The 26,256-nt window shown below is 74.5% G+C and carries 21 protein-coding genes; 9 read left to right on the forward strand and 12 right to left on the reverse strand.

Translation table 11 applies throughout. The features are described from left to right. The 4 genes from menD to ACZ1IK_RS00935 all read right to left on the reverse strand — a co-directional run. Positions 1–1,821 (reverse strand): 2-succinyl-5-enolpyruvyl-6-hydroxy-3-cyclohexene-1-carboxylic-acid synthase (menD, locus tag ACZ1IK_RS00920; RefSeq protein ID WP_170748268.1); only part of this gene is annotated, 1,821 nt, incomplete at its 3' end. 116 nt (positions 1,822–1,937) lie between these two features. Then, a complete protein-coding gene (locus ACZ1IK_RS00925) occupies positions 1,938–4,094 on the reverse strand; it encodes a PhoX family protein (RefSeq protein WP_170721456.1) in 2,157 nt (718 codons plus the stop codon). A gap of 227 nt (positions 4,095–4,321) precedes the next feature. Beyond that, positions 4,322–5,395, reverse strand: a complete 1,074-nt coding sequence (locus tag ACZ1IK_RS00930) for an o-succinylbenzoate synthase (protein ID WP_036318002.1) — start codon at positions 5,393–5,395, stop codon at positions 4,322–4,324. A gap of 80 nt (positions 5,396–5,475) precedes the next feature. Continuing rightward, a complete protein-coding gene (locus ACZ1IK_RS00935) occupies positions 5,476–6,162 on the reverse strand; it encodes a hypothetical protein (RefSeq protein WP_041104933.1) in 687 nt (228 codons plus the stop codon). Positions 6,163–6,272: 110 nt separating this feature from the next. On the opposite strand from ACZ1IK_RS00935, the gene ACZ1IK_RS00940 reads away from it, so the two are divergent. Beyond that, entirely contained in the window at positions 6,273–7,133 is an 861-nt protein-coding gene (locus ACZ1IK_RS00940) for a phosphatase PAP2 family protein (RefSeq protein WP_041104931.1), read from the forward strand. 126 nt (positions 7,134–7,259) lie between these two features. Here the strand turns inward: ACZ1IK_RS00940 and ACZ1IK_RS00945 are convergent, their stop codons facing one another. Genes ACZ1IK_RS00945 through ACZ1IK_RS00955 form a run of 3 tightly spaced genes read right to left on the reverse strand, consistent with a single transcriptional unit; the run spans position 7,260 to position 10,983 of the window. Next, positions 7,260–8,732, reverse strand: coding sequence for a dihydrolipoamide acetyltransferase family protein (locus ACZ1IK_RS00945; RefSeq protein WP_041104054.1), 1,473 nt, complete (start codon positions 8,730–8,732; stop codon positions 7,260–7,262). After that, positions 8,729–9,778, reverse strand: a complete 1,050-nt coding sequence (locus tag ACZ1IK_RS00950; protein ID WP_041104052.1) for an alpha-ketoacid dehydrogenase subunit beta — start codon at positions 9,776–9,778, stop codon at positions 8,729–8,731. The genes ACZ1IK_RS00945 and ACZ1IK_RS00950 overlap by 4 nt, the downstream gene beginning before the upstream one ends. Before the next feature lie 2 nt (positions 9,779–9,780). Next, complete coding sequence (locus ACZ1IK_RS00955) at positions 9,781–10,983, reverse strand: thiamine pyrophosphate-dependent enzyme (protein WP_465098219.1); 1,203 nt, start codon at positions 10,981–10,983, stop codon at positions 9,781–9,783. Between the two features lie 189 nt (positions 10,984–11,172). Between ACZ1IK_RS00955 and ACZ1IK_RS00960 the strand changes: the two genes are divergently transcribed. After that, a complete protein-coding gene (locus tag ACZ1IK_RS00960) occupies positions 11,173–11,646 on the forward strand; it encodes an Lrp/AsnC family transcriptional regulator (RefSeq protein ID WP_036316705.1) in 474 nt (157 codons plus the stop codon). A 21-nt stretch (positions 11,647–11,667) separates the two neighbouring features. On the opposite strand, the gene ACZ1IK_RS00965 is transcribed toward ACZ1IK_RS00960, so the two are convergent. Beyond that, entirely contained in the window at positions 11,668–12,966 is a 1,299-nt protein-coding gene (locus tag ACZ1IK_RS00965) for an MFS transporter (RefSeq protein ID WP_465098220.1), read from the reverse strand. A gap of 65 nt (positions 12,967–13,031) precedes the next feature. Between ACZ1IK_RS00965 and ACZ1IK_RS00970 the strand changes: the two genes are divergently transcribed. From ACZ1IK_RS00970 to ACZ1IK_RS00995, 6 genes are all read left to right on the forward strand, one after another. Beyond that, a complete protein-coding gene (locus ACZ1IK_RS00970) occupies positions 13,032–14,522 on the forward strand; it encodes an NCS2 family permease (RefSeq protein WP_465098221.1) in 1,491 nt (496 codons plus the stop codon). Between the two features lie 102 nt (positions 14,523–14,624). After that, positions 14,625–16,871 (forward strand): S9 family peptidase, encoded by a 2,247-nt coding sequence (locus tag ACZ1IK_RS00975; RefSeq protein ID WP_063189996.1) that lies wholly within the window; start codon positions 14,625–14,627, stop codon positions 16,869–16,871. A gap of 171 nt (positions 16,872–17,042) precedes the next feature. After that, complete coding sequence (locus ACZ1IK_RS00980) at positions 17,043–18,026, forward strand: 1,4-dihydroxy-2-naphthoyl-CoA synthase (RefSeq protein ID WP_020627259.1); 984 nt, start codon at positions 17,043–17,045, stop codon at positions 18,024–18,026. 31 nt (positions 18,027–18,057) lie between these two features. After that, positions 18,058–19,623 carry an aspartate:alanine exchanger family transporter gene (locus ACZ1IK_RS00985; protein WP_122054552.1) on the forward strand — a complete coding sequence of 522 codons (1,566 nt, stop codon included), beginning with the start codon at positions 18,058–18,060 and terminating at the stop codon, positions 19,621–19,623. 65 nt (positions 19,624–19,688) lie between these two features. After that, positions 19,689–20,870 (forward strand): AMP-binding protein, encoded by a 1,182-nt coding sequence (locus ACZ1IK_RS00990; RefSeq protein ID WP_465098222.1) that lies wholly within the window; start codon positions 19,689–19,691, stop codon positions 20,868–20,870. Positions 20,871–20,996: 126 nt separating this feature from the next. After that, positions 20,997–21,869: a 1,4-dihydroxy-2-naphthoate polyprenyltransferase gene (locus tag ACZ1IK_RS00995; protein ID WP_063189775.1), complete on the forward strand. Its 873-nt coding sequence runs from the start codon at positions 20,997–20,999 to the stop codon at positions 21,867–21,869. A 57-nt stretch (positions 21,870–21,926) separates the two neighbouring features. Here the strand turns inward: ACZ1IK_RS00995 and ACZ1IK_RS01000 are convergent, their stop codons facing one another. After that, the gene (locus ACZ1IK_RS01000) at positions 21,927–22,202 is read right to left on the reverse strand and encodes a DUF4229 domain-containing protein (protein WP_010080315.1); all 276 of its coding nucleotides are present in this window, start codon (positions 22,200–22,202) and stop codon (positions 21,927–21,929) included. Positions 22,203–22,267: 65 nt separating this feature from the next. On the opposite strand from ACZ1IK_RS01000, the gene ACZ1IK_RS01005 reads away from it, so the two are divergent. Then, positions 22,268–22,672 (forward strand): PLDc N-terminal domain-containing protein, encoded by a 405-nt coding sequence (locus ACZ1IK_RS01005; protein ID WP_063189777.1) that lies wholly within the window; start codon positions 22,268–22,270, stop codon positions 22,670–22,672. Positions 22,673–22,687: 15 nt separating this feature from the next. On the opposite strand, the gene ccsB is transcribed toward ACZ1IK_RS01005, so the two are convergent. From ccsB to ACZ1IK_RS01020, 3 genes are read right to left on the reverse strand one after another with little or no spacing between them, the layout of a single operon-like run. After that, positions 22,688–23,788 (reverse strand): c-type cytochrome biogenesis protein CcsB, encoded by a 1,101-nt coding sequence (gene ccsB, locus ACZ1IK_RS01010; protein WP_440313510.1) that lies wholly within the window; start codon positions 23,786–23,788, stop codon positions 22,688–22,690. A 2-nt stretch (positions 23,789–23,790) separates the two neighbouring features. Next, positions 23,791–25,488 carry a cytochrome c biogenesis protein ResB gene (resB, locus tag ACZ1IK_RS01015; RefSeq protein WP_049147931.1) on the reverse strand — a complete coding sequence of 566 codons (1,698 nt, stop codon included), beginning with the start codon at positions 25,486–25,488 and terminating at the stop codon, positions 23,791–23,793. Beyond that, positions 25,485–26,240, reverse strand: a complete 756-nt coding sequence (locus tag ACZ1IK_RS01020) for a cytochrome c biogenesis CcdA family protein (RefSeq protein ID WP_036336893.1) — start codon at positions 26,238–26,240, stop codon at positions 25,485–25,487. The genes resB and ACZ1IK_RS01020 overlap by 4 nt, the downstream gene beginning before the upstream one ends. Positions 26,241–26,256 lie beyond the last annotated feature (16 nt).

Below are 26,256 nucleotides of genomic sequence, written 5' to 3' on the forward strand. Positions count from 1 at the left end.
GGCCAGGGCGGCGGCGACGCGCGGGCGGTCGGCGCGGTCGCAGCGGACCTCGAGCAGACGCCGGCCGCGCACCGGGTCGGACAGGGCCCGGACGAGGTCGACGCGGTCGGTGACCCGCGTGTGCGGGAGGCCGTACGCGGCGGCCAGGGCGGCCAGGTCCACGCCGTGCGGGGTGCCGAAGAGCCGTTCGACGGGGTCCGCCATGCCGGGCGCCTCGGCCACGGCCCCGTGTTCGAGGCTCGCGAAGATCGCCCCGCCGTCGTCGTTGACGACCACGAGGTCGAGGTCCGGCTCGGTCTCGGTGGGGCCCACGAGCAGGCCGCCCGCCTCGTGCAGGGCGGTGAGGTCGCCGAGCAGGGCCACGGTCCGCCGTCCGCGCGCCAGTGCGACGCCCGCGGCCGTGGAGACGGTCCCGTCGATCCCGGCGAGCCCGCGGTTGGCGTACACCTCCGCGTCCGGCGCCGAGGGGGGCCGCCAGGTCAGGTCCACGTCCCGGATCACCGAGGACGAGCCCAGCACGAGCGGACCCCGGACCATGGCGGCGCTCACGTGCGCCACCGTCTGCGGGCTGAGCCGGTCGCCGGCGTCGGTGGTGACGAGCGCGTCCTCCACGGCGGCCTGGGCGCGCATCGAGGCGTGCTGCCACGCGGCGAGCCAGCCGGGCTCGCCCTGCCCGGCGAAGGCGGCGAGCTCCTCGAGGGTCTCCACGGGCGTCTCCCGGCGCCGGCCCGGCTCGAACCATGGTGCGGGCTCGGGGGCGTGCAGGGCCGTGGCGACGTCGGGGCGGGCCAGCAGGGCGTTGACCGTCCGGGTGAGCGTGGGCCGGCCGAACAGCACGACCCGTTCGATGCGGGCGGCAAGGGGGTGTGCGTCCGCGTCGCGCCCGCCGGCCGCGCCCAGCAGGAGCGGATAGGCGGCGATGGCGTTGGCGGAGAACCGCGCGTTCGACGACGGCTCGGCCAGCAGGGGCAGGCCCAGGGACAGCGCGAAGGCCGCGGCCACGGGGCCGGCGCCGTGGCAGGCCAGCACGACGGTGCGCCGCTGGTCCAGGCGGGCGACGTCCAGCTCGGGCAGCCCCGAGAGCACCGCCCCGGGCGCCCGGTAGGCCGACGCGGCGGCGGCCGGGCTCGCGCCGGTCGGGGCGACGGCCGGAGCAGGGGTGTGCGGCGCCGCGGCGGCGCCCATGGCGGCCGCCTCCTCAGGACTCGGCACGAGCGGGTCGCGGAAGTGCAGGTTCAGGTGGACCGGCCCGGCCGGGGCCTCTGCCATCGTCACCGGACCGGGCGCGCCGTCGTCGGAACCGGCCTCGGCGACGACCCCCTCGGCCGCCAGCAGGGCCCGGCGCACGGTGGCCCGCACGTGGCGCAGATGCTGCTCGGCATCCACGCCGTCGGCGGCGTCGCAGCCGAGGGAGGCGGCATGGCGGACGTGCGTGCCGAACACGCCCCTCTGGTCCGTGGTCTGGTTCGCGCCGGTGCCGTGCAGCTCGGGCGGACGATCCGCGGTCAGCGCGATCACGCGCGTGCCGGCGTGGATGGACTCCATCAGGGCGGGCAGCAGGTTCCCGACGGCGGTGCCCGAGGTGGTCAGCACGCCCACCGGGCGCCCCGAGGCCAGCGAGAGCCCGTGGGCGAGGAAGCCGGCCGAGCGCTCGTCCACCCGCACGTGCAGGCGGACCTCGCCGGCGCGCTCGAGGGCCGCGAGCGCGTAGGCCAGCGGGGCGGAGCGGGAGCCGGGGCAGACCACCGCGTCCCGCATGCCGGCGTCGATCAGGGCGGTGGCGACGGCGCGCGCCACGGAGAGGGAGTCGACGGAGGTCATGGTGGCCACCAGTCTAGGCCCGGGCGCGGACGGGCCCCGGACGCGGCGAGGCCGCCACGGTGACGCGGTGGCGCCGGCCGTGACGGCCTCGTCGAGGGTCCTCGCGGAGGCGGGGGTCAGCCCTTCGGGCCCTTGCCGTTGCCGTTGCCCTTGCCGTTGCCCTTGCCGTTGCCGTTGCCGTTGCCCTTGCCCTTGTTGCCCTTCTCCTTGCCGGCGCCCTTGCCGATGCCGTTGTTCCCGGTGGCGTTGAACACCTGGACGACGCACGGACGCGGGGCCGCGACCTTGTCGCCCACCTGGACCGGGCCGGTCGGGCTCAGGAAGTCCGGGAAGGAGGAGGTGTGCGCGCCCCAGGTGCCGTCCTCGCCCGGGTGCTGGACGTTGACGAACACGGAGTTGTCGCGGTCGTGGATCACGGGGCCGCAGGTCTCGGCGTCGCGGGGGACGGCGAGGAACTGCTGGACGCGGCCGCGCTCGGCGCCGTCGAGGGTGACCTTGTGCAGCGCGTCGGCGTAGCCGATGGTGCCGGGCTGGCCGTCGGTGGAGATCCAGAGGTTGCCCTCGGAGTCGAACGCCAGGTTGTCCGGGCAGGAGATCGGGGAGACCTTCTCCTTCGGGTAGCCGGCGAAGTAGGCCGAGGAGGAGACCGCCGGGTCGCCGGCGAGCAGCAGGATGACCCAGGTGAAGGTGGTGGAGGTGTGATCCCCGCCCCGCTCGGTGATCTCGATGACGTGGCCGTCGCGGTTGCCGATGACCGGGTTGGCCTCGTCCACGGCGGTGCGCTTGGTGTTGTTGGTCAGGGCCGCGTAGACCTTGCCGGTGACCGGGTTGGTCTCGACGTCCTCCGGGCGGTCCATCTTGGTGGCGCCCATCTTGTCTGCCGCGAGGCGGGTGTAGACGAGGACCTCGGCCAGGGACATGCCCGGGACGAAGGACGTCTTCTCGTCGGCCAGGGCGATCCACTCGCCGGAGCCGTCGAAGGCGCCGTCCGAGGGCAGGGTGCCCCTGCCGTCGATCTGGGCGGCCGGGGAGTCGCCGGAGAACTTGGCCACGTAGAGGGTGCCCTTGTCCATCAGGCGCATGTTGTGCTTCTTGTCGCCCTCGCGGACCTTCTCGGCGGAGACGAACTTGTACAGGTAGTCGTGGCGCTCGTCGTCGCCGGAGTAGACCACGGCGTGGCCGGACGGGGAGATCACGGCGGTGCCGGCCTCGTGCTTGAAGCGGCCCAGGAGGGTGTGCTTCACGGGCGTGGAGGTCGGGTCCTCGGGGTCGATCTCGACGACCCAGCCGAAGCGGTTGGCCTCGTTCTCGTAGCCGGGCTTGGTCAGGTCGAAGCGGTCGTGGACCTTCTCCCAGCCGCGGCTGGTGGCGGCGGCGGAGATGCCGTAGCGCTTCTCCTCGGCCGTGCCGCGGCCCTTGAAGTACTGGTTGAAGTTCTCCTCGCCGGAGAGCACGGTGCCCCACGGGGTGGTGCCGCCGGCGCAGTTGTTCAGGGTGCCCAGCACGCGGGTGCCGGTCGGGTCCTCGACGGTCTTGAGCAGCGCGTGGCCGGCGGCCGGGCCGCGGACCTCGAACTCGGTGGTGCCGGTGATGCGGCGGTTGCGGCGGCCGCCGCGGACGTACTCCCACGGGGCGCCGCGCTTGGCGCGCTTGAGGTCCACGATGGACAGGCCGTGGGCCTGGAGGCCGACGTTGACGACGTCCTCGAAGTTCGAGGCGATGTACTCCGGGGAGAACATGATGTTCTCGTTGGTGTACTCGTGGTTGGAGACGAGGTAGCCGGAGCGGTCGTTGCCGCCGTCGGTGATGATGTTCAGGTAGTCGTTGTTGTAGCCGAACTGGGCGGCCTGCGACGCACCGGTCTGGTGCTCGATGTCGAACTCCGGGGAGTCGGCGAACAGCGGGTCGCCCCAGCGGATCACGGTGCCCCAGTCGTAGCCCTCCGGCACGGTCATGGTGTCCACGGTGCGGCTCACCGGCGCGATGGGCTCGAAGGGGAGCTTGCCGCCGCCGGTCGGGCGCCGGCCGTTGTCCGCGAGCGCCTCGGGGGCCTGGGCCACCTGGGAGCCGATGACGACGGCGGCGGCGAGACCGGTGCCGCCGACCAGGGCGGAGCGGCGCGAGATGGCGGTCTCCGCGATCTGCTGGAAGGTCGGGTTCGCCGAGGTGTTGGGCACCGGGTGGGCGCACGCGTTGCCGCACTTGAGCTCGCACGTGACGGCGGAGCGGTTGCCACGGGTGTGGCCGGCCATGGGGAGGAGGCGCTTCAGCATGACGGGGTCCTTCGCGTCGTGGGGATGGTCCGGGGTCCGGTGCCGGGCCGGAGACGACCCCGGGGTGAGACCGGCCGGGGCCGCCATCACCTTGGCCCCTCGCTCCGAGCGGCGAGCCACGCCCAGGTGGCCGCGAGTTGAACTCTTCCCGGCCGCCGGATTTCGCCCCGTCGACATGCTGTAATCCGGCTCACATGCCCCGCGTCGACGGGGACCGGGCGGGCTCGTCAGCCCTGCGCGGCCAGCACCGCGTGGGCCGCGCGCAGGCGGTCGGCCCACCACGCCTGCCGCGTCCCGTCCGCCCGGATGCGGTCGAGCAGCTCCGGGTCGGGGGCGGGTGCCCGCTCCCCCGGTGCCGGGAGGGCCCCCGCGCGCGGGCGCCAGGCCGGGGCGACGACGTCGTGCTCGAAGAGGGCCGCGGTGCCGAGCCCGCACGCGTGCGGCAGGGACGGCAGGCAGGCGGCAAGCGCGGCGCCGCCGGCGATGCCCACGGAGGTGTCCAGCGCGGAGGAGACCACCGCGGGCAGCCCCGCGGCCGCCACGATCGCCGCGGCGCGGCGCACGCCCCCGAGCGGCTGGACCTTCACCACGATCAGGTCCGCGGCCCCGGCGGCCGCGACGGCGAGCGGGTCCTCGGCCTTGCGGACCGCCTCGTCCGCGGCGATCGGGGTGGGGACGCCCCGGGCGCGCAGCTCCGCGCGGACCTCCGCGAGGGCGGTGATGCCGGGCACGGGCTGCTCCGCGTACTCGAGGCCGACGTCGGCCAGCGCGGTGAGCACGTCGACGGCCTCGGCGGGCGTCCAGCCGGCGTTGGCGTCGACGCGGACCTGCGCGTGGGGCAGCAGCGCGCGCACCCGCCGCACGCGGGCCAGGTCGGCCTCGCGGCCGCCGGGGACGAGACCGCCCTCGGGTCCGTGCTCGGCCACCTTGACCTTGACCGCGGTGATGCCGTCGCCGTAGCGGGCCAGGACGGCCTCGACGTCGTCCGCGGCCACCGCGGGCACGGTGGCGTTGACGGGGACGGTCTGGCGGACCGGGCCGGGCCAGCCCTGCCAGCCGGCCTCGATCGCGGCGGCCAGCCACGCGGCGCACTCGTGCGGACCGTACTCCGGGAACGGGGAGAACTCGGCCCAGCCCGCCGGGCCGCGCAGCAGCAGAGCGTGACGGAGGTCCGTGCCGCGGAACCGCACGCGCATCGGCAGGGCGACCGCGACGGCGTCGGCCAGCAGCTCCTCGACGCTCGGCAGGGCGGGACCGCCCGGCGCGCCGGGCAGCGGGGGCAGGGCGGGGGCGGTGCTCATGCGGCCAGTGTAGGAAGGGCGCTCGGCTCCCGTTCCGACGGGCGCCGGCGGGGTGGGACTGTCTGTGTCGGCGCCGACGCTCAGACGGCGCGGAGGTAGCCGAGGGCTCGGGCCAGGTCCACGGCGCGGTCGTGGGCGCCGAGCACCCCCTCCAGGCCGGCGACGACGGCGGCCGTCACCTCCTCGGTGAGATGCCAGTCGGCGGTGAACGGGTCGTCGAAGCGCGCCCACGCCGTGCCCACGGCCGCGAGCGCGCGGGTCATCTCGGTGAGGTCCTGGAAGACCGGTCGCGGCTCGTCCAGGCGGTCCTCCCAGCCCTCGTCTCCCGGGGCCATGAGCACCTGGCCGGTGGAGGCCGCGTGGATGAACGGGTCGGCGCCCTGCTTGGCCACCACGGTCCAGTCGTCGTTCCAGTCCACCAGCAGCGCACCGGTTCGGGGGTTCCACCGGTAGCCGGCCTGCTCGTCCCACAGGCGGTCCAGCGGGAAGAACATCACGGGCAGGCCGAGGGTGTCGATCTCCAGCCACTCCGGTCCCACGTAGCGGTAGAAGTCGGCCAGGTCCGGGGCGAGGGGCTCCTCGGCGGCCCACTCGATGGGCTCCTGCCGGCTCAGCCGGCCGAAGGGGGCCAGGGCGTCCCGGGCGGCCAGCAGGTCCTCGGCCGAGAGACGGGGCCGGGCGCCCGGCTCGACGCCCGGGCCGTGAGCCGAGCCGGTGGAGTCGCGGAGGGCCGGGCGATGTCCGTGGGCGGGGGGCACGCGGGTCATGGCCCCAGGCTAGGCAGGCGGCTCAGGGGCGCGGAGGACGGGACGGCGACGGGGGCGTGACCGTCCGATGAAGCCTGCATGACGGCTGCGCGTCCGACACAATGGAACCCATGCCCCCCACCGCCCGCGCCCCCCGCCGCCTCCCCTCGTGGACGTGGTGGCTGGCGCTGGCCGCGTGCGTGGCCGGCGTCGTGCTGGTCTACGCCGCCCTGGTGTGGTCCTCCGCCGGCCAGGTGCTCGAGTACCAGGTGTTCCGCGCCGTCGAGGAGCGCTACGCGGACACCGTGCCGGACGTGACCTCCCAGGTGGTGCGGATCCTGCCGCTCGCGTTGGCGGTCGGCATGGCGCTGGCCTCGCTCGGCGCGCTCGCCGTGGCCCGGTGGCGGCGGCGGGGGCTGCTCGCCCTCCTCGTGCTGGCCGGGTCCAACCTCACCACGCAGCTGCTCAAGGCGGCGCTTCCGCGGCCCGAGCACGCCGACGGGGTCCCGTGGTCCGGCGGCAACTCACTGCCCTCGGGCCACATGACGCTCGCGACGGGCGCCGCGGTGGCCGCGCTGCTGCTCGTGCCCGCCCGGTGGCGACCTCTCACCACCGTCCTCGGCGCCGTGGTGAGCTCCTGCACCGGCGCCGTCGCCTACACGGAGGCCTGGCACCGGCCGTCGGACATGGCCGCCGCGGCGCTCGTGTCCGCCGCCTGGGGCCTGCTCGCCGTGCCGTTCGCCCGGTACGACGGCGCACCGCGGCCCGTACCGCGCGGCGCCCGCGGCGTGGAGGCCACGCTCTGGTCCCTGGGCGTCGCGGGCCTGGCGGCCGGGCTGACGCTGCTGGCCCTCACCCTCGACACCCCCGCGACCAGCGGCGCAGGCCCCCACCCGGCGGCCGAGCCGGCCGGGATCCTGCTCAGCGCCTCCCCCGCGGTCCTGCTGTGGGGCGCGCTCGGCACGGCCTTTCGCCGCGGCCGCGCGGACTGACCCCTCCCCGCACGCTCACCGCACCCCCACCACGCGACGAGCCCTGCGATGTGGCGGCCTTCCGCGAGGTATGGCCGCCACATCGCAGGGCTCGTCCGGGGTCGGGGCGGGCGGGGATCGTCCGGATCAGATCCGGGCGAGGGCCGCCGTCGGGTCGTGGAGGCAGTCCGCCACGAACGTGAGGAACGCGCTCGCGGTGGCGCCGTCGGTGACGCGGTGGTCGAAGGTCACGGTCATCTCGGTGACCTTGCGGACCACGATCTCCCCGTCCACGACCCACGGGCGGTCGATGATCCGGCCGATGCCGAGCATCCCGACCTCGGGCACGTTGATGATCGGCGTGGCGCCGTCCGTGCCCAGCGGGCCGTAGTTGTTCAGCGTGAACGTGCCGCGGGTGAGCTCGGCCGGGGCGGCCCTGCCCGCGCGGGCACGGCTGACGGTGTCGTTGATCGCGGCGGTGAGCTCGTCCGCGGACAGCTTCTCCGCGTGCTCGACGGAGGGCACCATGAGGCCGCGGTCGGTCTGCACGGCCAGGCCGAGGTGGACGCCGTCGACCTCCACGATCTCGTCCTGGCCGTCCGCCCCGGCCTCGATGCGCGCGTTCATCACCGGGTACCGGCGCAGGCCGGCCAGGGTGAAACGGGCGATCAGGCCGAGCAGCGAGGGCGCGTTCTCCGGGTCCTTCGCCTTGAGCGCGACCCGCAGCTCGAGCAGGGCGGTGACGTCCACGTCCAGCCACGCCGTGACCTCCGGGACCTCGCGGCGCGAGCGGGAGAGCTGGTCCGCGATCACCTTGCGCACCCCCGAGATCGGGGTGCGGGCGACGACGGCCAGGCCGGTCCGCCCGTCCACGGCGCCCGCCTGCGCGGCGGCCGCGGCCGACGGGGCCGGGGTCGGGGCGGTCTGCGGGGTGGAGCCCTCGGCCGCGGCGAGCACGTCGGCGCGGGTGATCAGGCCGTCCGGGCCCGTGCCGGTCAGCGCGGCCACGTCCACGCCCTTCTCGCGGGCGAGCTTGCGGACGATCGGGGAGGCCACGCGCGGGGCGCCGGCCTCGGCCGTGGGGGCCGGTGTCGGGCGGGCGGCGCCGCGGCCGCGCTTGGACGGACGGCTGCGGGAGGTGGCCCTGTGGCCGGAGGTGCCGTAGCCGATGAGCACGGCGCCGGAGGCCTCGTCGTCGGAGCCGGCGACGTCGCCGTCGCCGCCGCGGGCCTTGTCCGGCTTCGGCTGGACCCCGGCCATCTCCTCCTCGCGGTAGCTCAGCGCGCCGGGGCGGGCGGCCTCGGCCGCGGCCGCACCGGTCGAAGGCGGGACGGCCTGGGCCTCGGTGCCGGCGACGGGCGCGGAGCCCTCACCGGACTCGCCGGCCTCGCCGACGGTGATCAGCGGGCTGCCGACGTCCATCGTCTCGCCCTCGGCGCCGTGCAGGGTCAGCACGGTGCCGGCGTACGGACTCGGCACCTCGACGAGGGCCTTGGCGGTCTCGACCTCGACCATGGGCTGGTCGACGGCCACGGTGTCGCCCTCGGCGACGAGCCAGCGGACGATGTCGGCCTCGGTCAGGCCCTCGCCCAGGTCGGGCAGCAGGAAGGTGTTGCTCATGCGCGGGCCTCCTCGGCGTCCAGGTCCCAGTTCAGGTCGTCGATCGCGTCCAGGATGCGGTCGATGTTCGGCAGGTGGTGCTCCTCGAGCTTCGGCGCGGGGAACGGGATGTCGAAGCCGGTCACGCGGCCCACGGGCGCCGCCAGCGAGTGGAAGCAGCGCTGCTGGATCCGGGCCACCAGCTCGGAGGCCACGGACGCGAAGCCCTGCGGCTCGGCGACGACGACGGCGCGGCCGGTCTTGGCGACCGAGGCGGTCATCGTGTCCTCGTCCAGCGGGTTCACGGTGCGCAGGTCCACGACCTCCACCGAGAGCCCTTCCTCCGCGGCCGCGTGGGCGGCGGCGAGGCAGGTGGGGACGGAGGGCCCGTAGGAGACGAGGGTGACGTCCGTGCCCTCGCGGACGACGGCGGCGCGCGCCCAGGCCTCGCCGTGCTCCTTCTTGTCCTCGACGCGGGCCCAGCCCTCCTCGAACTCTTCGCGCAGCTGGTCGAGGTCGAGCTCGGCCTTGGTCCAGTACATCTTCTTGGGCTCCATGAAGACCACCGGATCGTCCAGACGGATGGCCGAACGCAGCATCATGTACGCGTCCTTCACCGAGGCCGGGGTGTACACCTTCAGGCCCGGGGTGTGCGCGTAGTAGGACTCGGAGGAGTCGCAGTGGTGCTCCACGCCGCCGATGCCGCCGCCGTAGGGGATGCGGATGGTGATCGGCATGGGCGTGGCGCCCTTGGTGCGGTTGCGCATCTTGGCCACGTGCGAGGCGATCTGCTCGAAGGCCGGGTACGCGAACGCGTCGAACTGCATCTCGATCACGGGGCGGGCGCCGCCGAGGGCCATGCCCACGGCCATGCCCGCGATGCCGGACTCGGCCAGCGGGGTGTCGAAGCAGCGCTCCTCACCGAAGCGCGCGGTCAGCCCGTCCGTGATGCGGAAGACACCGCCGAGGGTGCCGACGTCCTCGCCGAACACCACCACCATGTCGTCGGCGGCCATCTCGTCGGCCAGCGCCGCGTTGAGCGCGGCGGCGAAGGTCAGGGTCGCCATGCTCAGGCCTCCTGGTTCTCGGAACGGGACAGCTCCTCGGCCAGCTGCGCGCGCTGGGCGGCGAGCTGCGGGGTCTGCACGGAGTAGACGTGGTCGAACAGCTCGAGCGGATCGAGCTCCGTCTCGGCGTTCATGGCGTCACGCAGCTGCTGCGCGACGTCCTCGGCGTCGCGGGCGATCTGGGCCGAGACCTCCTCGGTGAGGGCGCCGGTGGACTCGAGGTAGGCGGTCATGCGGCGCAGCGGGTCGCGCGCCTCCCACTCCTTCACCTCGGCGTCGTCGCGGTAGCGCGAGGGGTCGTCCGTGTTGGTGTGCGCCTGCATGCGGTAGGTGTCCGCCTCCACGAGGAAGGGGCCCTGGCCCTGCCGGCACAGCTCCACGGCGCGGCCCAGCACGGCCAGCAGGGCGCCGAGGTCGTTGCCGTCCACGCGCTCGCCGGCCAGGCCGTAGCCCACGGCCTTGTGGGCCAGGGACGGGGCGGCCGACTGCTTGGCGAACGGCACGGAGATGGCGAACTTGTTGTTCTGCACGAAGAAGATCACCGGCAGCTTGAACACGGCCGCGAAGTTCAGCGCCTCGTGGAAGTCGCCCTCGGAGGTGCCGCCGTCGCCGACCATGGCCAGGCACACGACCTCCTCGCCGCGCAGGCGGGCGGCCTTGGCCATCCCGACGGCGTGCAGCATCTGGGTGGTCAGGGGCGTGGACTGGATGGAGACGTGGTGCTTCTGGGGGTCGTAGCCCTGATGCCAGGTGCCCTGGTAGGCCACCATCACCTCGAGCGGCGGGACGCCGCGGGCGATCACGGCCACGGTGTCGCGGTAGGTCGGGAACAGCCAGTCGTCCTCGCCCAGGCAGACGGCGGCGGCGACCTCGGAGGCCTCCTGGCCGTGCGAGGACGGGTAGACGGCCATGCGGCCCTGGCGCACCAGGGCGTAGGCCTGGTCGTTGACGCGGCGGCCGATGACGAGGTGGCGGTAGGCGGCCAGCAGCTCGTCGTCGGAGGGCAGGGGATACTCGTGGCCGGGCTCGGTGCCCTGCTCCTCCGGGGCCAGCAGGGTGCCGTCCTCGCCGATCAGCTGGATGCGGCGGGCGGCGGGGAGCAGGTACTCCTCGAGGGAGATGCCGAAGGCGGCGCCGGCGTTCGGGCGGGTCTCGGCCTCGTCGGTCCGGACGGCCCCGGGCACGGCGGGGGTGGGGTCACTCATGGCGGGTCCTCTCGATCTGTGGCCTTCAGTGTGCCCAAGAGGATCAATGTGTCGCGCGCTCGCCCGTGATCACGAGACAATCGGGTGCAAACCAGGCACTCCATCGGACGAACTGCTATGGTGACTCGTGCCACGTAGACGGTCCGCCGCCGCGTGGCCGACCCCGTCCGCCCCGCCCCAGGAGGAGCCATGGCCGCCGAGCCGCTGGACCGCGTGGACCGCGCGATCGTCCGCGAACTGACGCAGGACGGGCGGATGTCCGTCGCGGCCCTGGCCGAGCGCGTGCACATCTCCCGCGCGCACTGCTACTCGCGTCTGAACCGCCTGCAGGACGCGGGCGTGATCACAGGCTTCACCGTGCGGGTCGACCCCGTCAAGGTCGGCTTCGGGGCCTCCGCCCACGTGACCATGAAGCTGCGTCAGCACGACTGGCGAGAGCTGCGCGCCACGCTCCTGGCCATCCCCGAGGTCTCCCACGTCTCCCTCGTGGGCGGGAACATGGACGTGATCCTGCTGGTCCGCGCGCGGGACACCGCCGACCTGCGCCGCGTGATCTTCGACGAACTGCAGACCCTGCCGAGCGTCGTCGACACGCAGACGTACATGGTCTTCGACGACCAGGCCTCCGGGCAGACCATCCCCCCGGACGAGACCGCCGACTGAGCCGACGGCCCGACGCCCCGGTCAGCGCGAGCGCACGACGACGGGCGGCGGGTCCGCCACGGCCCCCGGCCCGCGCGGCAGCACCGCGGCGAACACGACCGCTCCGAGACCGCAGACGACCGCGAGGGAGCCGACGCCGACGGCCAGCCCGGCCGCGGCGGTCGCCCCGGAGAGCAGCAGCGGCCCGGCGAGCATCCCCGCGTCGGACATCGAGCGCCACAGACCGAGGAACGGGGCGCGCGCGTTCGGCGGCGAGTGGTCCGCCCCGAGGGTCATCACGATCCCCGCGCCGAAGCCGTTGCCGATGCCCAGCAGCACCGCCGCCGCCGCGAACGCCGTCGGCTCCCGGGTGAGGCTGATCGCCAGGAACCCCGCCCCCAGCAGGGTCAGGCACGGCACCGCCACGGCGCGCCGGCCGAAGCGGTCCATGAGCCGGCCCGAGGGGTAGAAGAGCAGCAGGTCCGCCGCGCCGGCCAGGCCGAAGACGAGCGACGCCGTCGCCGCGTCCAGGCCCAGGTGCGTGGCCCACAGCGGGATGACGGCGTTGCGCGCCGCGCGGGCGGCGGAGACGGCCACGACACCGAAGCCGGCCGTGAGCAGCGCCCCCCGCCGGGCGCGCGCCACGTCCAGCAGCCGGGGTCGACCGGCCGGGGCGGGCTGCTCCCCCGCCGCCGGACCGGACGCCGGCACCGGCAGATCCCGGATCCGCAGGCACAGCAGGGCGCCGACGGCCATGGCCGCGGCCGCCGCGGCGAACGCGCCGTCCAGCCCGAGCGGGGCCTGCGCGGCGGCGCCGAGGAACGGGCCCAGGAAGGTCCCGATCCGCACGGTCCCGCCGAGCGTGGACATCGCGCGGGCCCGGTGCGTGGCCGGCACCGCCACCGCCAGGTACGCCTGGCGGGCCAGGTTGAACCCGGCCCCGGCCATGCCCACGGCGAGCACCGCGGCCAGGAACAGCGCCAGCCGCCCCGGCTCGGCCACCCCCGCCGCCGACGGCCCGGAGGACACCCCGGCCGTCGTCGCCCAGGCCAGGCCCGCGCCCGCCGTGCCGAGCACGGCGGAGACGACCATGGTGACCCGCTCCCCCGCCCGGGCCGCGAGCGCCGAGGCCGGCCCGTTGGCCACGAGCGAGCCGAGCCCCACCAGCAGCACGACGGCGGCCGCCCGCGCCGTGTCCAGGCCGAGGGCCAGCGCCGCCACCGCGAGCGCGGGCGTCATCGCGCCCAGGCCGACGGCGTAGACGGTGGAGGGGGCGTAGATCTGCACGGCGTCGCGCAGCGCCTCCCGGGTGCGGGCGGCGGAGGCGGAGCGGGGACGCATGCCCGCGAGCGTAGCGGGACCGCACGCGCGCCATCGTCGGGGGACCGGGTCACTACGCTGGTGCCATGGCCTCCCGCACCGCCTCTCCGCCGCCCTCGCCCGCCCCGTCCCCCGCCGCTCCCCGCGGCGCCCTGGACCGGTACTTCCGCATCACCGAACGCGGCTCGTCGGTGGGCCAGGAGTTCCGCGGCGGCCTCGCCACGTTCCTGGCGATGAGCTACATCGTGGTGCTGAACCCGCTGATCCTGTCCGGGCCCGACTCGGCCGGGAACACCCTGGGCATCCCCGCCGTGGCCGCCGTGACCGCGCTCGTGGCGGGCGTCATGACCATCGTCATGGGCGTGTGGGCGCGGCACCCGTTCGCGGTGGCCGCGGGCCTGGGCGTCTCCGCGTTCGTCTCCATCACCATCGCCACGACACCGGGACTCACCTGGCCCCAGCTGATGGGCCTCGTCACCCTCGCCGGTCTCGTGATGCTGCTGCTCGTGGTGACCGGCTTCCGACGCGCCGTGTTCGACGCGGTCCCGGAGTCGCTGAAGTCCGGCATCGTGGTGGGCATCGGCCTGTTCATCGCGCTGATCGGCCTCGTCAACGCCGGGTTCGTGCGGCGGCTGCCGGACGCCGCCGACACCACGGTCCCGGTGGGCCTGGGCACGGGCGGCGAGCTCGAGGGCTGGCCCGTGCTGGTCTTCGTCGTCGGGCTGCTGCTGACCGCGGTCCTCGTGATCCGCAAGGTGCGCGGCGCCATCCTGATCGGCATCGTCGCGGCGACGATCCTCGCCAACGTGCTGGAGGCCGTGTTCCACATCGGCCCCTCCGTGGACGCCGACGGGAACGCCGTGCCCACCGGCTGGTCCCTGATCGCCCCCTCCCTGCCCGAGTGGACCGCCCCGGACCTGCACCTGCTCGGCAGCGTGGACCTGTTCGGCGCCTTCACCTCCGTGGGCGGGCTGATGGCCTCCCTGCTCGTGTTCGCGATCCTGCTCTCCGTGTTCTTCGACGCGATGGGCGTCTCCGTGGGCCTGGCCCGCGAGGCCGGCACCGTGAACCCGGACGGCTCCATCCCCGACCTGAACCGGGTGCTCGCCGCGGACGCGCTCGCGGTCGCCGTGGGCGGCGGCGCCTCCGGCTCGGCGCACCAGATCTTCGTGGAGTCCGGCACCGGCATCGGCGAGGGCGCCCGGACCGGCCTGGCCTCCGTGTTCACCGGCCTGTTCTTCCTCGCGGCCGTGTTCCTCTCCCCGCTCATCCACCTCGTGCCGTTCGAGGCCGTGGCCCCCGCGCTCGTGGTGGTCGGGTTCATGATGTGCCAGCACGTGGTGCAGATCGACTGGTCCGACCCGGGCGCGGCCTTCCCCGCGTTCCTCACGTTCATCCTCATGCCGTTCACCTACTCGATCGTCAACGGCATCGGCGCCGGCGTGGTGGCCTACGCGGTGATCCGCACGGGCCAGGGCCGCGGCCGCGAGGTGCACCCGCTGCTGTGGTTCGTGGCGCTCGCGTTCGTCGCGTACTTCGGGCTCGGCGTGGTCCGGGCGGCGCTCGGCCTGAACTGACCCGCCACCCCCGACGGCGGCGCACCGGACCGGTGCGCCGCCGTCGCCGTGTGCGGCGCGGGGTGTCGGCCCCGCCCCGCGCGGCGTGATGGGATGGGCCGCATGCCCCAGACCACGTCGCACGCCCCCGTCCCGCCGTCCGCCTCCGCCGAGCCCGTGACCCGCCGCCACCACGGCCACACGTTCCAGGACGACTTCGAGTGGCTGCGCGGCAAGGCGGAGCCCCGCGTGCTCGAGCACCTGGCCGCCGAGAACGCGTACACCGAGGCCGTGACCGCGGACCAGGCGCCGCTGCGCGAGGCGATCGTCGGCGAGATCAAGGCCCGCACGGTGGAGACGGACCGCTCCGTGCCCGCCCGCCGGGACGGGTGGTGGTACTTCGTGCGCACCCGCGAGGGCGCCGAGTACCCGATCCACTGCCGCGTGCCCGCACGCGACACCGGCGACCTCGAGGCCGACTGGACCCCGCCCGTCATCACCCCGGACGCCGCCCTGCCGGGCGAGCAGGTGATCCTGGACGGCAACGCCGAGGCCGAGGGCCACCCGTTCTTCGCGCTCGGCGGCCTGCACATCAGCCCGGACGCCACCCGGGTGGCCTACGCCGTGGACCACACCGGCGACGAGCGCTTCACCCTGCGCGTGCGCGAGATCGCCACGGGCGAGGACCTGCCGGACGCGGTCGAGAACGTGGCCCACGGCGTCCGCTTCGACCGCTCGGGCACCCGCGTGTTCTACACCGTGTGGGACGACTCGTGGCGGCCGTACCAGGTCAAGGCCCACGTGCTCGGCACCGACCCGGCCGAGGACGTGATCCTGCACGAGGAGGCCGACCCGGGCATGTGGACCGGCTTCGAGGGCGTGGCCGACCGCACCCAGCTGCTGATCGGCGTCGGCAACTCGGAGGTCTCCGAGACCCTCGTGGTCGACCTGCCGGAGGACCCCGCCGCACCCCTGCCCGCCCCGCGCGTGCTGATCCCCCGCGCGTGGCGGATGCTCGCCGACGTCGAGCCCGTCACCGACGCCGACGGCGTCCGCCGGCTGCTCGTGGTCCACGACCGCGCCCTGGACGACGACGGCGCCCCCGTCGCCGCGCCCAACGGGATGCTCTCGGTGGTCGCCGAGGCGGACGTCGCCGACCGCGGCGCCTGGCGCACCGTCGTGCCGCACCGCGAGGACGTGAAGGTCGACGGTGTCATGGTCACCCTGACCCACGCCGCCCTGGCCGTGCGCCGGGAGACGACCCCGCGCGTCGTCGTCACCGAGCTGGACGCCGTGCTGGCCGGGCAGGCCGCGCACTGGCGCGAGCCCGCGTTCGACGAGGAGCTCTACGCGTGCCATCTGTCCGCGACGGCGGCCGAGTCCCCGTTCCTGCGGCTGGCCTACACGTCCTGGATCACGCCCGCGCGCGTGCTGGACGTCTCGGCGGCGACGGGCGAGGTGCACCTGCGCCGCGAGACGGAGGTGCCCGGCTACGACCCGGCCGACTACGTGGCCGAGCGCGTGTGGGCGCCGGCGTCCGAGCCGTCGTCGGTGACCGGGGAGGACGTGCGGATCCCCGTCACCGTGATCCGGCGCCGCGACGTGAAGCCGGACGGGACGGCCCCGTGCGTGGTGTACGGCTACGGCTCCTACGAGATGTCCATGGACCCCGTGCTGGGTGTGGCCCGGCTGTCCCTGCTGGACCGGGGCGTGGTGTTCGCGGTCGCGCACGTGCGCGGCGGCGGCGAACTGGGCCGGCGCTGGTACGAGGACGGCAAGAAGCTGGCCAAGCGGCACTCCTTCACGGACTTCGTGGACGCCACCCGGCACCTCGTGGACCTCGGCTGGGCGGACCCGGCGCGTGTGGCCTGCATGGGCGGCTCGGCCGGCGGCCTGCTCATGGGCGCGGTACTGAACCTCGCGCCGGAGCTGTACCGGGCGTGCCTGGCGGTGGTGCCGTTCGTGGATGCGCTCACCACCATCCTCGACCCGGAGCTGCCGCTGTCCGCGCTCGAGTGGGAGGAGTGGGGCAACCCGATCGAGGACGCGGCCGTGTACGAGGCCATGCGCGCCTACACCCCGTACGAGAACGTGCGGGCGGTGGACTACCCGGCGATCGCGGCCGTGACGAGCCTGAACGACACCCGCGTGCACTACGTCGAGCCGGCCAAGTGGGTGGCCCAGCTGCGGCGGACGGTGACGAGCGACCAGGCCACGCCCCTGGCCGAGGGCGGCGCCCCGATCCTGCTGCGCACCGAGATGGACGGCGGCCACGGCGGCGCGTCCGGCCGGTACCAGGGCTGGGAGGACACCGCGTGGGAGTACGCGTTCCTGCTGACGGCGCTGGGGGCGACGGCGCGGATCGACTGAGCCTGGGTGGGCCCTCCGTCAGCCCGCGCACCCGTCGATGCGCTGGTGCACCGCGCGCGAACCAGAGAGTACTGCTGTCAGAACGGCCCTGGAACGACCGAATTGTCTGGCCCGCCGGGCGAGGCGGGCGGCTCACCCCCGCCTCGCCCGGCGGGCCTAGACTCGGGCCCCATGAGCACCCCGCAGCCCGACGCCGCCCGCCCCGACCGCGACCGCCTGCCTGAGCAGGTCTCCGACGTCTTCGACCCCACGCGCTGGCGCGTGGTCGAGGGCTTCGACTTCGAGGACCTGACCTACCACCGCCAGGTGGAGCGCGACGCCGACGGCCGCTGGGTGCGCGACCTGCCGACGGTGCGCATCGCCTTCGACCGCCCCGAGGTCCGCAACGCGTTCCGGCCCGGCACCGTGGACGAGCTCTACCGCGCCCTCGACCACGCCCGCATGACCCCGGACGTCGGCACGGTGCTGCTCACCGGCAACGGCCCCTCCCCCAAGGACGGCGGGCACGCCTTCTGCTCCGGCGGCGACCAGCGCATCCGCGGCCGCGACGGCTACCGCTACGCCGAGGGGGAGACGGCCGAGACCATCGACCCGGCCCGCGCCGGACGCCTCCACATCCTCGAGGTCCAGCGCCTGATGCGCACCTCCCCCAAGGCGATCATCGCCGTCGTGAACGGCTGGGCGGCCGGCGGCGGCCACTCGCTCCACGTGGTCGCGGACCTCACCCTCGCCTCGCGCGAGCACGGGAAGTTCAAGCAGACGGACGCCACCGTGGGCTCCTTCGACGCCGGCTACGGCTCGGCCCTGCTCGCCCGGCAGGTGGGCCAGAAGCGCGCCCGCGAGATCTTCTTCACCGCCCGCGAGTACTCGGCCGAGGAGATGGTGGCCATGGGCGCCGTCAACGAGGCGGTGGACCACGAGCGCCTCGAGGAGGTCGCCCTCGAGTACGCCGCGGACATCAACCGTCAGTCCCCGCAGGCCCTGCGCATGCTCAAGTTCGCGTTCAACCTTCCCGACGACGGCATGGCCGGCCAGCAGGTCTTCGCCGGCGAGGCCACGCGCATGGCCTACATGACGGACGAGGCCGTGGAGGGCCGGGACGCGTTCCTGCAGAAGCGCGACCCGGACTGGTCCGCCTTCCCGTACCACTTCTGACCGACCACCACGGCAGGACGGAGACCCGCCCATGCTCGCGCTGCTCAACGACCAGCCCATCCTCGTCCTCATGGCCACCGTCGCCCTGGGCGCCGCCGTCGGCACCATCCCCCTGGGCAAGATCCGCCTCGGCGCCTCGGGGGCACTGTTCGTGGGCCTGCTCGTCGGGGCGGTGCTGCCCGACGTCGGCGACCGACTGGCCCTGTTCCAGAGCTTCGGTCTGGCCCTCTTCGCCTACCTGATCGGGCTCGGCGCCGGCAAGGTGTTCTTCCGGGACCTGCGCCGCAACCTGCCCCTGATGCTGGCCGCCGTCGTCGTGGTGATCCTCACCGCCTTCACGGTGCACCCGCTGGCCGCGCTGCTCAACCTGGACCTGCCGACGGCGATCGGTGTGTGGACGGGTTCGCTCACCGCGACGCCGGCGATGGCGCTGGCGAACCAGCTCACCGGCGGGCAGGCCCCGGCCGTGGGCTACGGGCTGTCCTACCTGGTGGGCGTGGTCGGCACCATCATCGCGATCACCCTGCTCGCCGCCCGCCCGTGGAGCAGTTCCCCGCGCGATCCGGCGCCGGTGACCGACGGCAAGCTGCACTTCACCGCTGCGGCCGCCACCTCCGCCCTCGCCGTGCGGGAGATCCCCGGGATCTCCGAGGGACTGGTGCGCGTGGTGGCGCTGCGCCACGGCGGCGTGGCCCGGATCGCCGGCTCCGCCGACCGGATCGAACCCGGGGACGAGGTCGTCCTGGACGGCACGGAGAAGAACATCGACGCGGCCGTGCAGGCCTTCGGCCGCCGCACCGACGCCGACCCGGCACAGGTGATGAACCCGCTGCAGACCGCCATGGTCATCGTCACGGCCCGCGCCCTGGCCGATCGCCGCCTGGGCACGCTGTCCCTGCGCGAGCGCTTCGGCACCGACGTCGCCCGGCTGCGGCGCGACGACGTCGAGTCGCTGGCCACCCCGCAGACCGAGCTCAAGGTCGGCGACCGGGTGCTCATCGTGACCACCGCGCCGCGGATGGAGGCGGTGCGCGACTTCTTCGGCAACTCGACCCGGGGGCTCTCGAACCTCGACTGGATCTCCCTGGGCACGGGCATGGCGCTGGGCTACCTGCTGGGCCTGGTGACGATCCCGCTCCCGGGCGGGGCCTCCTTCTCCCTCGGCCCGGCGGCCGGCTGCATCCTCGTCGGCCTCACCCTCGGGGCGATCGGCCGCACCGGACCCACGGTGTGGGAGCCATCCACGGAGATCGCGCTGACGCTGCGGCAGCTCGGCCTCATGCTCTTCCTGGGCGTGGTGGGCCTGGCCGCCGGCCCGGCGTTCATCGAGACGGTGTTCACTCGGGTCGGCGGGCTGGCCATCCTGATGTCCGCCGTGCTCACCGCGCTGACCGCTGCCCTGCTCATCACCGCGGCACGGCTGCTGGGGCAGTCCGTGGATCGCACCTTCGGGGCGCTGGCGGGCATCACGGGCCAGCCGGCGATCCTGGACTACGCGCTCTCCCGGTCCACCGACGTCCGCGTGACCGAGGGGTACGCCCAGCTGTTCGCGCTGATCATGGTGGTCAAGATCGCCACGGTGCCGTTCATGCTCTGACCGCCGGGCGGATCCGGTCCGCCGGGCGGGTCCGTCCGACCGCCGGGCCTCCTACACTCGGGGCCATGCCCGCCACCGCCGACGCCCTCGCCCGCGCCACGGACGCCCTCGCCGCGGCCTTCGACGGCGGCGACCCCGTCGAGCTGACCGCCGACGGCGCCGTCCTCCCCCGGCCCGAGGCCCGCGATTCACGCCGCTGCGGCGACCCGGACGCCGTCGCCGTGGTGCGCACCTCCGGGTCCACGGGCACGCCGAAGCAGATCGTCCTGACCGGCGCGGCCCTGCGCGCCTCGGCCGCGGCCACGGCCCGGCGGCTCGGCGGCGAGGGGGCGTGGCTGCTGGCCCTCGGCGTGCACTACGTGGCCGGGCTCGCCGTGCTCTCCCGCTCGATCGCGGCCGGGACCGCACCCGTGGCCCTGCCACCGGGCCCCTTCACGCCCGCGGCGTTCGCCACCGGGGCGGCCGCCCTGCCCGACGACGCCGGCCCCCGGCTCGTCTCGCTCGTCCCCACCCAGCTCGCCCGCCTCCTCGCGGCCGACGCCGACCCGGCCGGGCGGGCGGCCCTGCGCTCCTTCGACCGCGTGCTCGTGGGCGGCGCCCGGCTCGATCCCGCGCTGCGGGCCGCGGCCGAGGCGGCGGGGGTGCGCCTCACCGCCACCTACGGCATGGCCGAGACGTGCGGCGGCTGCGTCTACGACGGCGTCCCGCTGCCCGGCGTCGCCGTCGCGGTGGCCCCGGACGACCCCGACGCCCCGCCGCGCGTGCGCCTGGCCGGGCCCATGGTGGCGGCCGGCTACCTCGACGACCCCGCCCGCACCGCCGCCCACTTCGTCACCGCCGCGGACGGCGCCCGCGCCTTCCTGACCGAGGACACGGGCGTGCTCTCCCCCACCGACGACGGCGGCGTGCGGCTGGCCGTGACCGGTCGCCTGGACGACGTCGTCATCACGGGCGGGGTGAAGGTGTCCGCGGCGGCGGTGACCGCGGTGCTCGAGGCGCACCCGGGCGTCGCGGCGGCCCACGTGGCCGGCGTGCCGGATCCCGAGTGGGGCGCCCGGCTGTGCGCCGCCGTCGTGCCCGCCCACCCGGCCGCGGCCCCCGACGAGGCCGTCCTGCGCGCCCACGTGCGCGAGGCGCTGGGTGCGGCCGCGGTGCCCAAGACGTGGCTCCTCCTCGAGGCCCTGCCCCTGCTCTCCACCGGCAAGACCGACCGGCAGGCCCTGGCCGCCCGGTTCACCGCCGGCTGAGCGCCGCCCCGCCCGCGTGGGAGAATGACCCGGGCCCGGCCGACGTCGGGCCCCGGCCGCGCGCCGCCGTCGACCCGGCCCGCCGCGCGCCGATTCCACCCCGCTCCCCAGGAGGAACCCCCGCCCATGGCCGCCACGCTCTCCCAGTGGGTCGCCGCCGCGCGCCTGCGCACGCTGCCCATGGCGATCGCCCCCGTGATCGTCGGTTCGGCCGCCGCCGCGGAGCTCGGCTCCTTCCACCTCGGCGCGGCGCTGCTGGCCCTCGTGGTGTCGCTCGCCCTGCAGATCGGCGTGAACTACGCCAACGACTACTCGGACGGGATCCGCGGCACCGACGACGAGCGCGTCGGCCCCTTCCGGCTCACCGTCTCCGGGCTCGTGCCCGCGGCCCAGGTGAAGCAGGCGGCCTTCGCGTTCTTCGGCCTCGCCGGGCTGGCCGGCCTGGGGCTCATCCTGCTCTCGGGGCACTGGTGGTTCCTGCTGGTCGGCGTCGCCTGCGTGCTGGCCGCGTGGTTCTACACCGGCGGGAGGCGGCCGTACGGGTACCTCGGCCTCGGTGAGGTGTTCGTGTTCGTGTTCTTCGGGCTCGTGGCCGTCCTCGGCACCACGTACACCCAGGCCGACACCGTGAGCGGCCTGGCCTGGGCCGGCGCGATCGGCTGCGGGCTGATCTCCACGGCCCTGCTCATGGTCAACAACATCCGGGACATCCCCACGGACCGCGAGGTCGGGAAGATGACGCTGGCCGCCCGCCTGGGCGACGGGCCGGCGCGGGCGTCCTACGGCGTCATGCTGGCCGTCGCCCTGCTGCTGCCGCTGTTCTGGGTGGCGGCGCACCCGGGGCTGCTGCTCGTGCCGATCGGCGGCCTGCTCGCGATCCGGCCGATCCGCACGGTGCTGCGCGCCGACGACCGCCGGGCGCTGATCCCGGTGCTGCGCGCGACCGGCGTGATCGGGATCGTCTACGCGATCACGTTCACCCTCGGCGCGCTGCTCTGAGCCGCACGGGATGACGGCGGCGTCGGCGGCGGCATCCGCCCCGTCGCCCCGCGGGGCTCACTCGCGGAACCGGCCCTCGGTGTAGGCGTCCTCGGCGTCCGCGTCGGCGGTCTCGGTGCGGCCCCGGCGGCCCGGGCGGCCCTCCCACGCGGCGGACAGGTCCTCGGTGGCCCCCGTGCGCAGGCGACCGAGGAAGAGGTAGCTGACCGCGAACGTCAGGATCGTGGCCGCGATCACCCCGAAGATCATCCCGAGGTCCATCACGTAGTAGAACAGCGCCCACAGGGCGACGAAGACGACCACGCGGACCAGACCGTAGAAGAAGATGCGCACCGGTCCATCCTACGAGGACGGACGGCCCGTCCGCCGACCCCACAGCCCGCGCCTAGACTGGCGGGATGGGCCGCTTCATCATCCCCGCCGCGATCATCCTCGCGGGCCTGACCCTCTACGCGCTGTTCGAGGCGCTGCTGACCCCCGCCCGAGAGGTGCGCAGCCTGCCGAAGGCGGCGTGGGTGGCGGTCATCGTGCTCGTGCCGCTCGTGGGGCCGCTGCTGTGGCTGCTGCTCGGCCGCGCCCGCCCGGCCGGCGCGGGCGGCCGTGCCACGCCCCGGCCCACCGGGGCCCCGGACGACGACGAGGCGTTCCTGCGCAGCCTGCGCGTGCGGCGCCGCCAGGACGCCCGCGAGCAGGACCTGGACCGCCGCGAGGCCGAGCTGCGCGCCCGCGAGGAGGAGCTGCGCCGTCGTCGGGAGCAGGGCGACGACGACGCCGACCCGGACGGCGACGGCCCGCGCGCCTGAGGGGCCCCGCCGGACTCAGCCGGGCAGACCCGCGTACGAGTGCAGGCCCGGGAAATACGTGTTGACGATCGTGTAGTTGAACACGATGCACAGGAAGCCCACGATGCTCAGCCACGCGGCGCGGGCACCGGTCCAGCCGCGGGTGGCGCGGGCGTGCAGGTACGCCGCGTACACCACCCAGATCACGAAGGTCCAGACCTCCTTGGTGTCCCAGTTCCAGTAGCGGCCCCACGCGGCCTCGGCCCAGATCGCACCGGCGATCAGCGTGAAGGTCCACATGACGAAGCCGACGGCGTTGAGGCGGTAGGACCAGTTCTCCAGCCCCTGCGCGGCCGGCACGAGGCGCAGGAACGCCCACGAGCGCTCGCCCGCCGCAGCGCGCTTCTCCGCGCGGTCCTGCAGCAGCTGCAGCACGGACATCGCGGCGGTCAGCGCGAACAGCGAGCTGGCCAGCACGGCGATGGACACGTGGATGACGAGCCACGGCGTCTGCAGCGGCGGCTGGAGGTGGCCCACCGGCGTCGGGAAGCCCATGGTGGCCGCGCACATCATCGCCACGACGATGCCGGTGACGAACGTGCCCACGAAGCGCAGATCCTTGCGCAAGAGGAACAGCAGGTAGACGGTCGTGATCACGAGCGCGCCCGTGGTCATGAACTCGTACAGGTTGCCCCACGGCACGCGGGAGGCGGCGAGGCCGCGGGCGACGACGGCGAACGCGTGCAGCGCCCAGCCGACGGCCAGCACGGCCACGGCCACGTTGGCGACCGGGCGGCGGCCGCCGCCCGTGTAGTCCATGTCCTCGTCCACGAGGTCACCGTCCGCGTCGACGCCGGGCTCGGCGGCGGCGGCCGGCCGGGCCGTGTCGGAGTCGCTCGCGCCGACCGCCGTGGACCCGCCGACGGCGACCCCCACGGTCTCGTGGGCCGGAGCGGTGCGCACCTGCCCGCGCTGGGCCGCGAGGTCGGCCTCGAGGCGGCGGATGGTGGCCGAGGCGGTGGCCATGTCAATGGTGAACAGGATGAACGCCGCCGCGTACACGAGCGCGGCGATGAGCATGAAGAGGTCGCTGTACAGCGCCAGCTGCTCGTTCACGGGGGCCGTGGGGTTGAACACTGTCAGTCTCCTGATCGGGCGTCGGCGGGGCCGGCGGGGGTCTCGGGGGTGGTGGAGGTGGACTGGGGGGCGGCACCGGCCGCGGCGTCGTCGGCCGTCTCGGTGGCGGCGACGATGGGCCACCACTTCTCCATGGCGGCGCGCAGGGCCACGTGCTCCTCGTGGAGGCCGAACTCCTCGCCGCGGGCGAGCAGCGCGTACTCCACGCGGGTGCGGCCGTCGTCGTCGGTGCGGGCGCGCACCCACACGCGGCGGCGGCGGACGAACAGACTGATCGCCAGGCCGAGCAGGGCGGTGCCGGCGAACACGCCGACGCCCCACTTGCCCGGGTCGTAGTGGATGTCCAGGCCGACGTAGCGGCGGACGCCGTCGAAGCTGATGGAGCCCTTGCCCTCGGGCAGCTCGTACGTCTGGCCCGGGCTGAGCACGATGCCGCCGTTCTCGTTGGTGCGGCTGTTGAGCTCGGTGAGGGATGCGGTGTCCAGCACGTACACGTTCTGCGGGCGGCCGGTGTCCAGGCCGAGGTCCCCGTAGTACGAGTTCAGCTGCAGCTCCGGGTTGAGCAGCTCGGGGTCCGCGGAGAACGCGGCGCCTTCCTCGTCCTCCACCGCCGAGGGCAGGAAGAAGCCGACGAAGCCCAGCTGGTCCGGCCGCGCGTCGGGGACCTTGATGGTGGCCTGCGAGCCGTAGTTCTGGTCGAACACGCGGGTGACCACGGGGCCCTGGAAGGCCACGTCCCCGGCGCCGTCGCGGATGGTCACCACGGGCGCGTAGCCGTTGCCCACGAGGTAGACGCGCACGCCGTCGATGTCCAGCGGCTGGTTGACCTTGAGGATCTGGCGCTGGAGCTCGCCGCCGGAGCCCTCGCGGACGTCCATGACGGCGGTGTAGTCCAGCGGCTGGCCGTAGTGGGTCTCGGACTCGCGGTCGAACACGGCGTCGAAGGAGTCGAGGGTGAGGGAGAACGGCTGGAGGTCGTCCGCGCTGAAGTAGGTGCCGGGGGTGAAGGAGTCGTAGGCCACGAGGTTGTTGGCGAAGCCCTCGCCCTCCACGATGATCTTCTGCCCGCCGTACTTGGTCATGCCGCCGTAGGCCATGAACACGAGCACGCCGATCAGCGAGACGTGGAACAGGATGTTGCCGATCTCGCGCAGGTATCCGCGCTCGGCGCCCACGGACGCGCCGCCGGCCTCGGGGCGGTGCTCCACGCGGTAGCGGCGCTTGCGCAGCCACGCCTGGGCTCTGGCCACGGCCTCCTCGGGGCTCGGGCCGCCCTCCTCGAGGACGACGACGCCGGAGGCCGGCAGGCGCGTCAGGTTGCGGGGGGTGCGGGCCGGGGGCTGGCGCAGGGCCTTGGCGTGCTGGATGGCGCGCGGCCAAACGCAGCCCACGAGGGAGACGAACAGCAGCAGGTAGATGGCCGAGAACCAGACGGAGTTGTAGACGTCGAAGAACTGCAGGGCGTCCAGGACGGGGCCCCACACGGGGTTGTCCTCGATCCACTGGTCCACGATCTCGGGGCCGGCACGGCGCTGGGGCACGAGGGAGCCGGGCACGGCGGCGACGGCGAGCAGGAGCAGCAGCATGAGCGCGGTGCTCATGCTGGTCAGCTGGGTCCAGATCCAGCGCAGGGTGCCCGCCAGGCCGAGGCGCGGCAGGGTGACGGGCTCGGAGCGCGTCCGGGCGGCCTTGGAGCTCACAGGGGCATCTCCCATTCGTTGGCGAACCACAGCTGCAGCTGCGTGGTCCAGGCGGTCCAGACGCCGGTGACCATGAGCAGGCCCAGCGCGATCAGCAGGGCGCCGCCGAGGCGCATGATCAGCACGCGGTGCCGGCGGAAGAACCCGAGGGCCCGCATGCCGCGCTCCATGCCGAGGGCCATGAGCACGAACGGCAGGCCCAGGCCGAGGCAGTAGAGGAAGGCGAGCAGGGCGCCGCGGCCCACGGAGCCGGAGCTGGCCGTGGACATGGCCAGGACGGCGGCCATGGTGGGGCCGATGCACGGCGCCCAGCCCAGGCCGAAGGTCATGCCCAGCAGGGGCGCGCCGACCAGGCCGGCGGCGGGCTTGAAGTGGACGCGGCGCTCCTGCTGAAGCCGGCCGCCGCCGCCGAGGAACACGAGGCCCATGAGCATCACGAGCACGCCGAGCACGGGGGTGACCCAGGCGCCGTCGCGCCGCAGCCAGACCATGGCCTGGGTGAACACCACGGTGATGCCCACGAACACCACGGCGAACCCGAGCACGAACAGCACGGAGCCGAGCACGAGGCGCCCGCGGCGGCGGCTGGTGAGCACGTCCCCGCCGAGGCCGGTGACGTACCCGAGGTAGCCGGGCACGAGCGGCAGCACGCACGGGGAGAGGAAGGAGATCAGGCCGGCCAGCACGGCGATCGGCGCGGCCAGCAGCAGGGAGCCGTCGAGGGCGATCTCGGCGAAGGGGTTGCTCTGCATGGACACGGCGGCCGGG

The organism is Micrococcus sp. CS26, from assembly GCF_055522295.1.

Coding starts and splice junctions, on each gene's coding strand:
- ACZ1IK_RS00975 (WP_063189996.1), top strand. CDS start 14,625: ATGCCCCAGACCACGTCGCACGCCCCCGTCCCGCCGTCCGCCTCCGCC.
- ACZ1IK_RS00970 (WP_465098221.1), top strand. CDS start 13,032: ATGGCCTCCCGCACCGCCTCTCCGCCGCCCTCGCCCGCCCCGTCCCCC.
- ACZ1IK_RS00990 (WP_465098222.1), top strand. CDS start 19,689: ATGCCCGCCACCGCCGACGCCCTCGCCCGCGCCACGGACGCCCTCGCC.
- ACZ1IK_RS00960 (WP_036316705.1), top strand. CDS start 11,173: ATGGCCGCCGAGCCGCTGGACCGCGTGGACCGCGCGATCGTCCGCGAA.
- ACZ1IK_RS00925 (WP_170721456.1), bottom strand. CDS start 4,094: ATGCTGAAGCGCCTCCTCCCCATGGCCGGCCACACCCGTGGCAACCGC.
- ACZ1IK_RS00980 (WP_020627259.1), top strand. CDS start 17,043: ATGAGCACCCCGCAGCCCGACGCCGCCCGCCCCGACCGCGACCGCCTG.
- ACZ1IK_RS00940 (WP_041104931.1), top strand. CDS start 6,273: ATGCCCCCCACCGCCCGCGCCCCCCGCCGCCTCCCCTCGTGGACGTGG.
- ACZ1IK_RS00995 (WP_063189775.1), top strand. CDS start 20,997: ATGGCCGCCACGCTCTCCCAGTGGGTCGCCGCCGCGCGCCTGCGCACG.
- ACZ1IK_RS01020 (WP_036336893.1), bottom strand. CDS start 26,240: ATGCAGAGCAACCCCTTCGCCGAGATCGCCCTCGACGGCTCCCTGCTG.
- ACZ1IK_RS00945 (WP_041104054.1), bottom strand. CDS start 8,732: ATGAGCAACACCTTCCTGCTGCCCGACCTGGGCGAGGGCCTGACCGAG.
- ACZ1IK_RS00930 (WP_036318002.1), bottom strand. CDS start 5,395: ATGAGCACCGCCCCCGCCCTGCCCCCGCTGCCCGGCGCGCCGGGCGGT.
- ACZ1IK_RS00955 (WP_465098219.1), bottom strand. CDS start 10,983: ATGAGTGACCCCACCCCCGCCGTGCCCGGGGCCGTCCGGACCGACGAG.
- ACZ1IK_RS00965 (WP_465098220.1), bottom strand. CDS start 12,966: ATGCGTCCCCGCTCCGCCTCCGCCGCCCGCACCCGGGAGGCGCTGCGC.
- ACZ1IK_RS00985 (WP_122054552.1), top strand. CDS start 18,058: ATGCTCGCGCTGCTCAACGACCAGCCCATCCTCGTCCTCATGGCCACC.
- ACZ1IK_RS00950 (WP_041104052.1), bottom strand. CDS start 9,778: ATGGCGACCCTGACCTTCGCCGCCGCGCTCAACGCGGCGCTGGCCGAC.
- ACZ1IK_RS01005 (WP_063189777.1), top strand. CDS start 22,268: ATGGGCCGCTTCATCATCCCCGCCGCGATCATCCTCGCGGGCCTGACC.
- ACZ1IK_RS00935 (WP_041104933.1), bottom strand. CDS start 6,162: ATGACCCGCGTGCCCCCCGCCCACGGACATCGCCCGGCCCTCCGCGAC.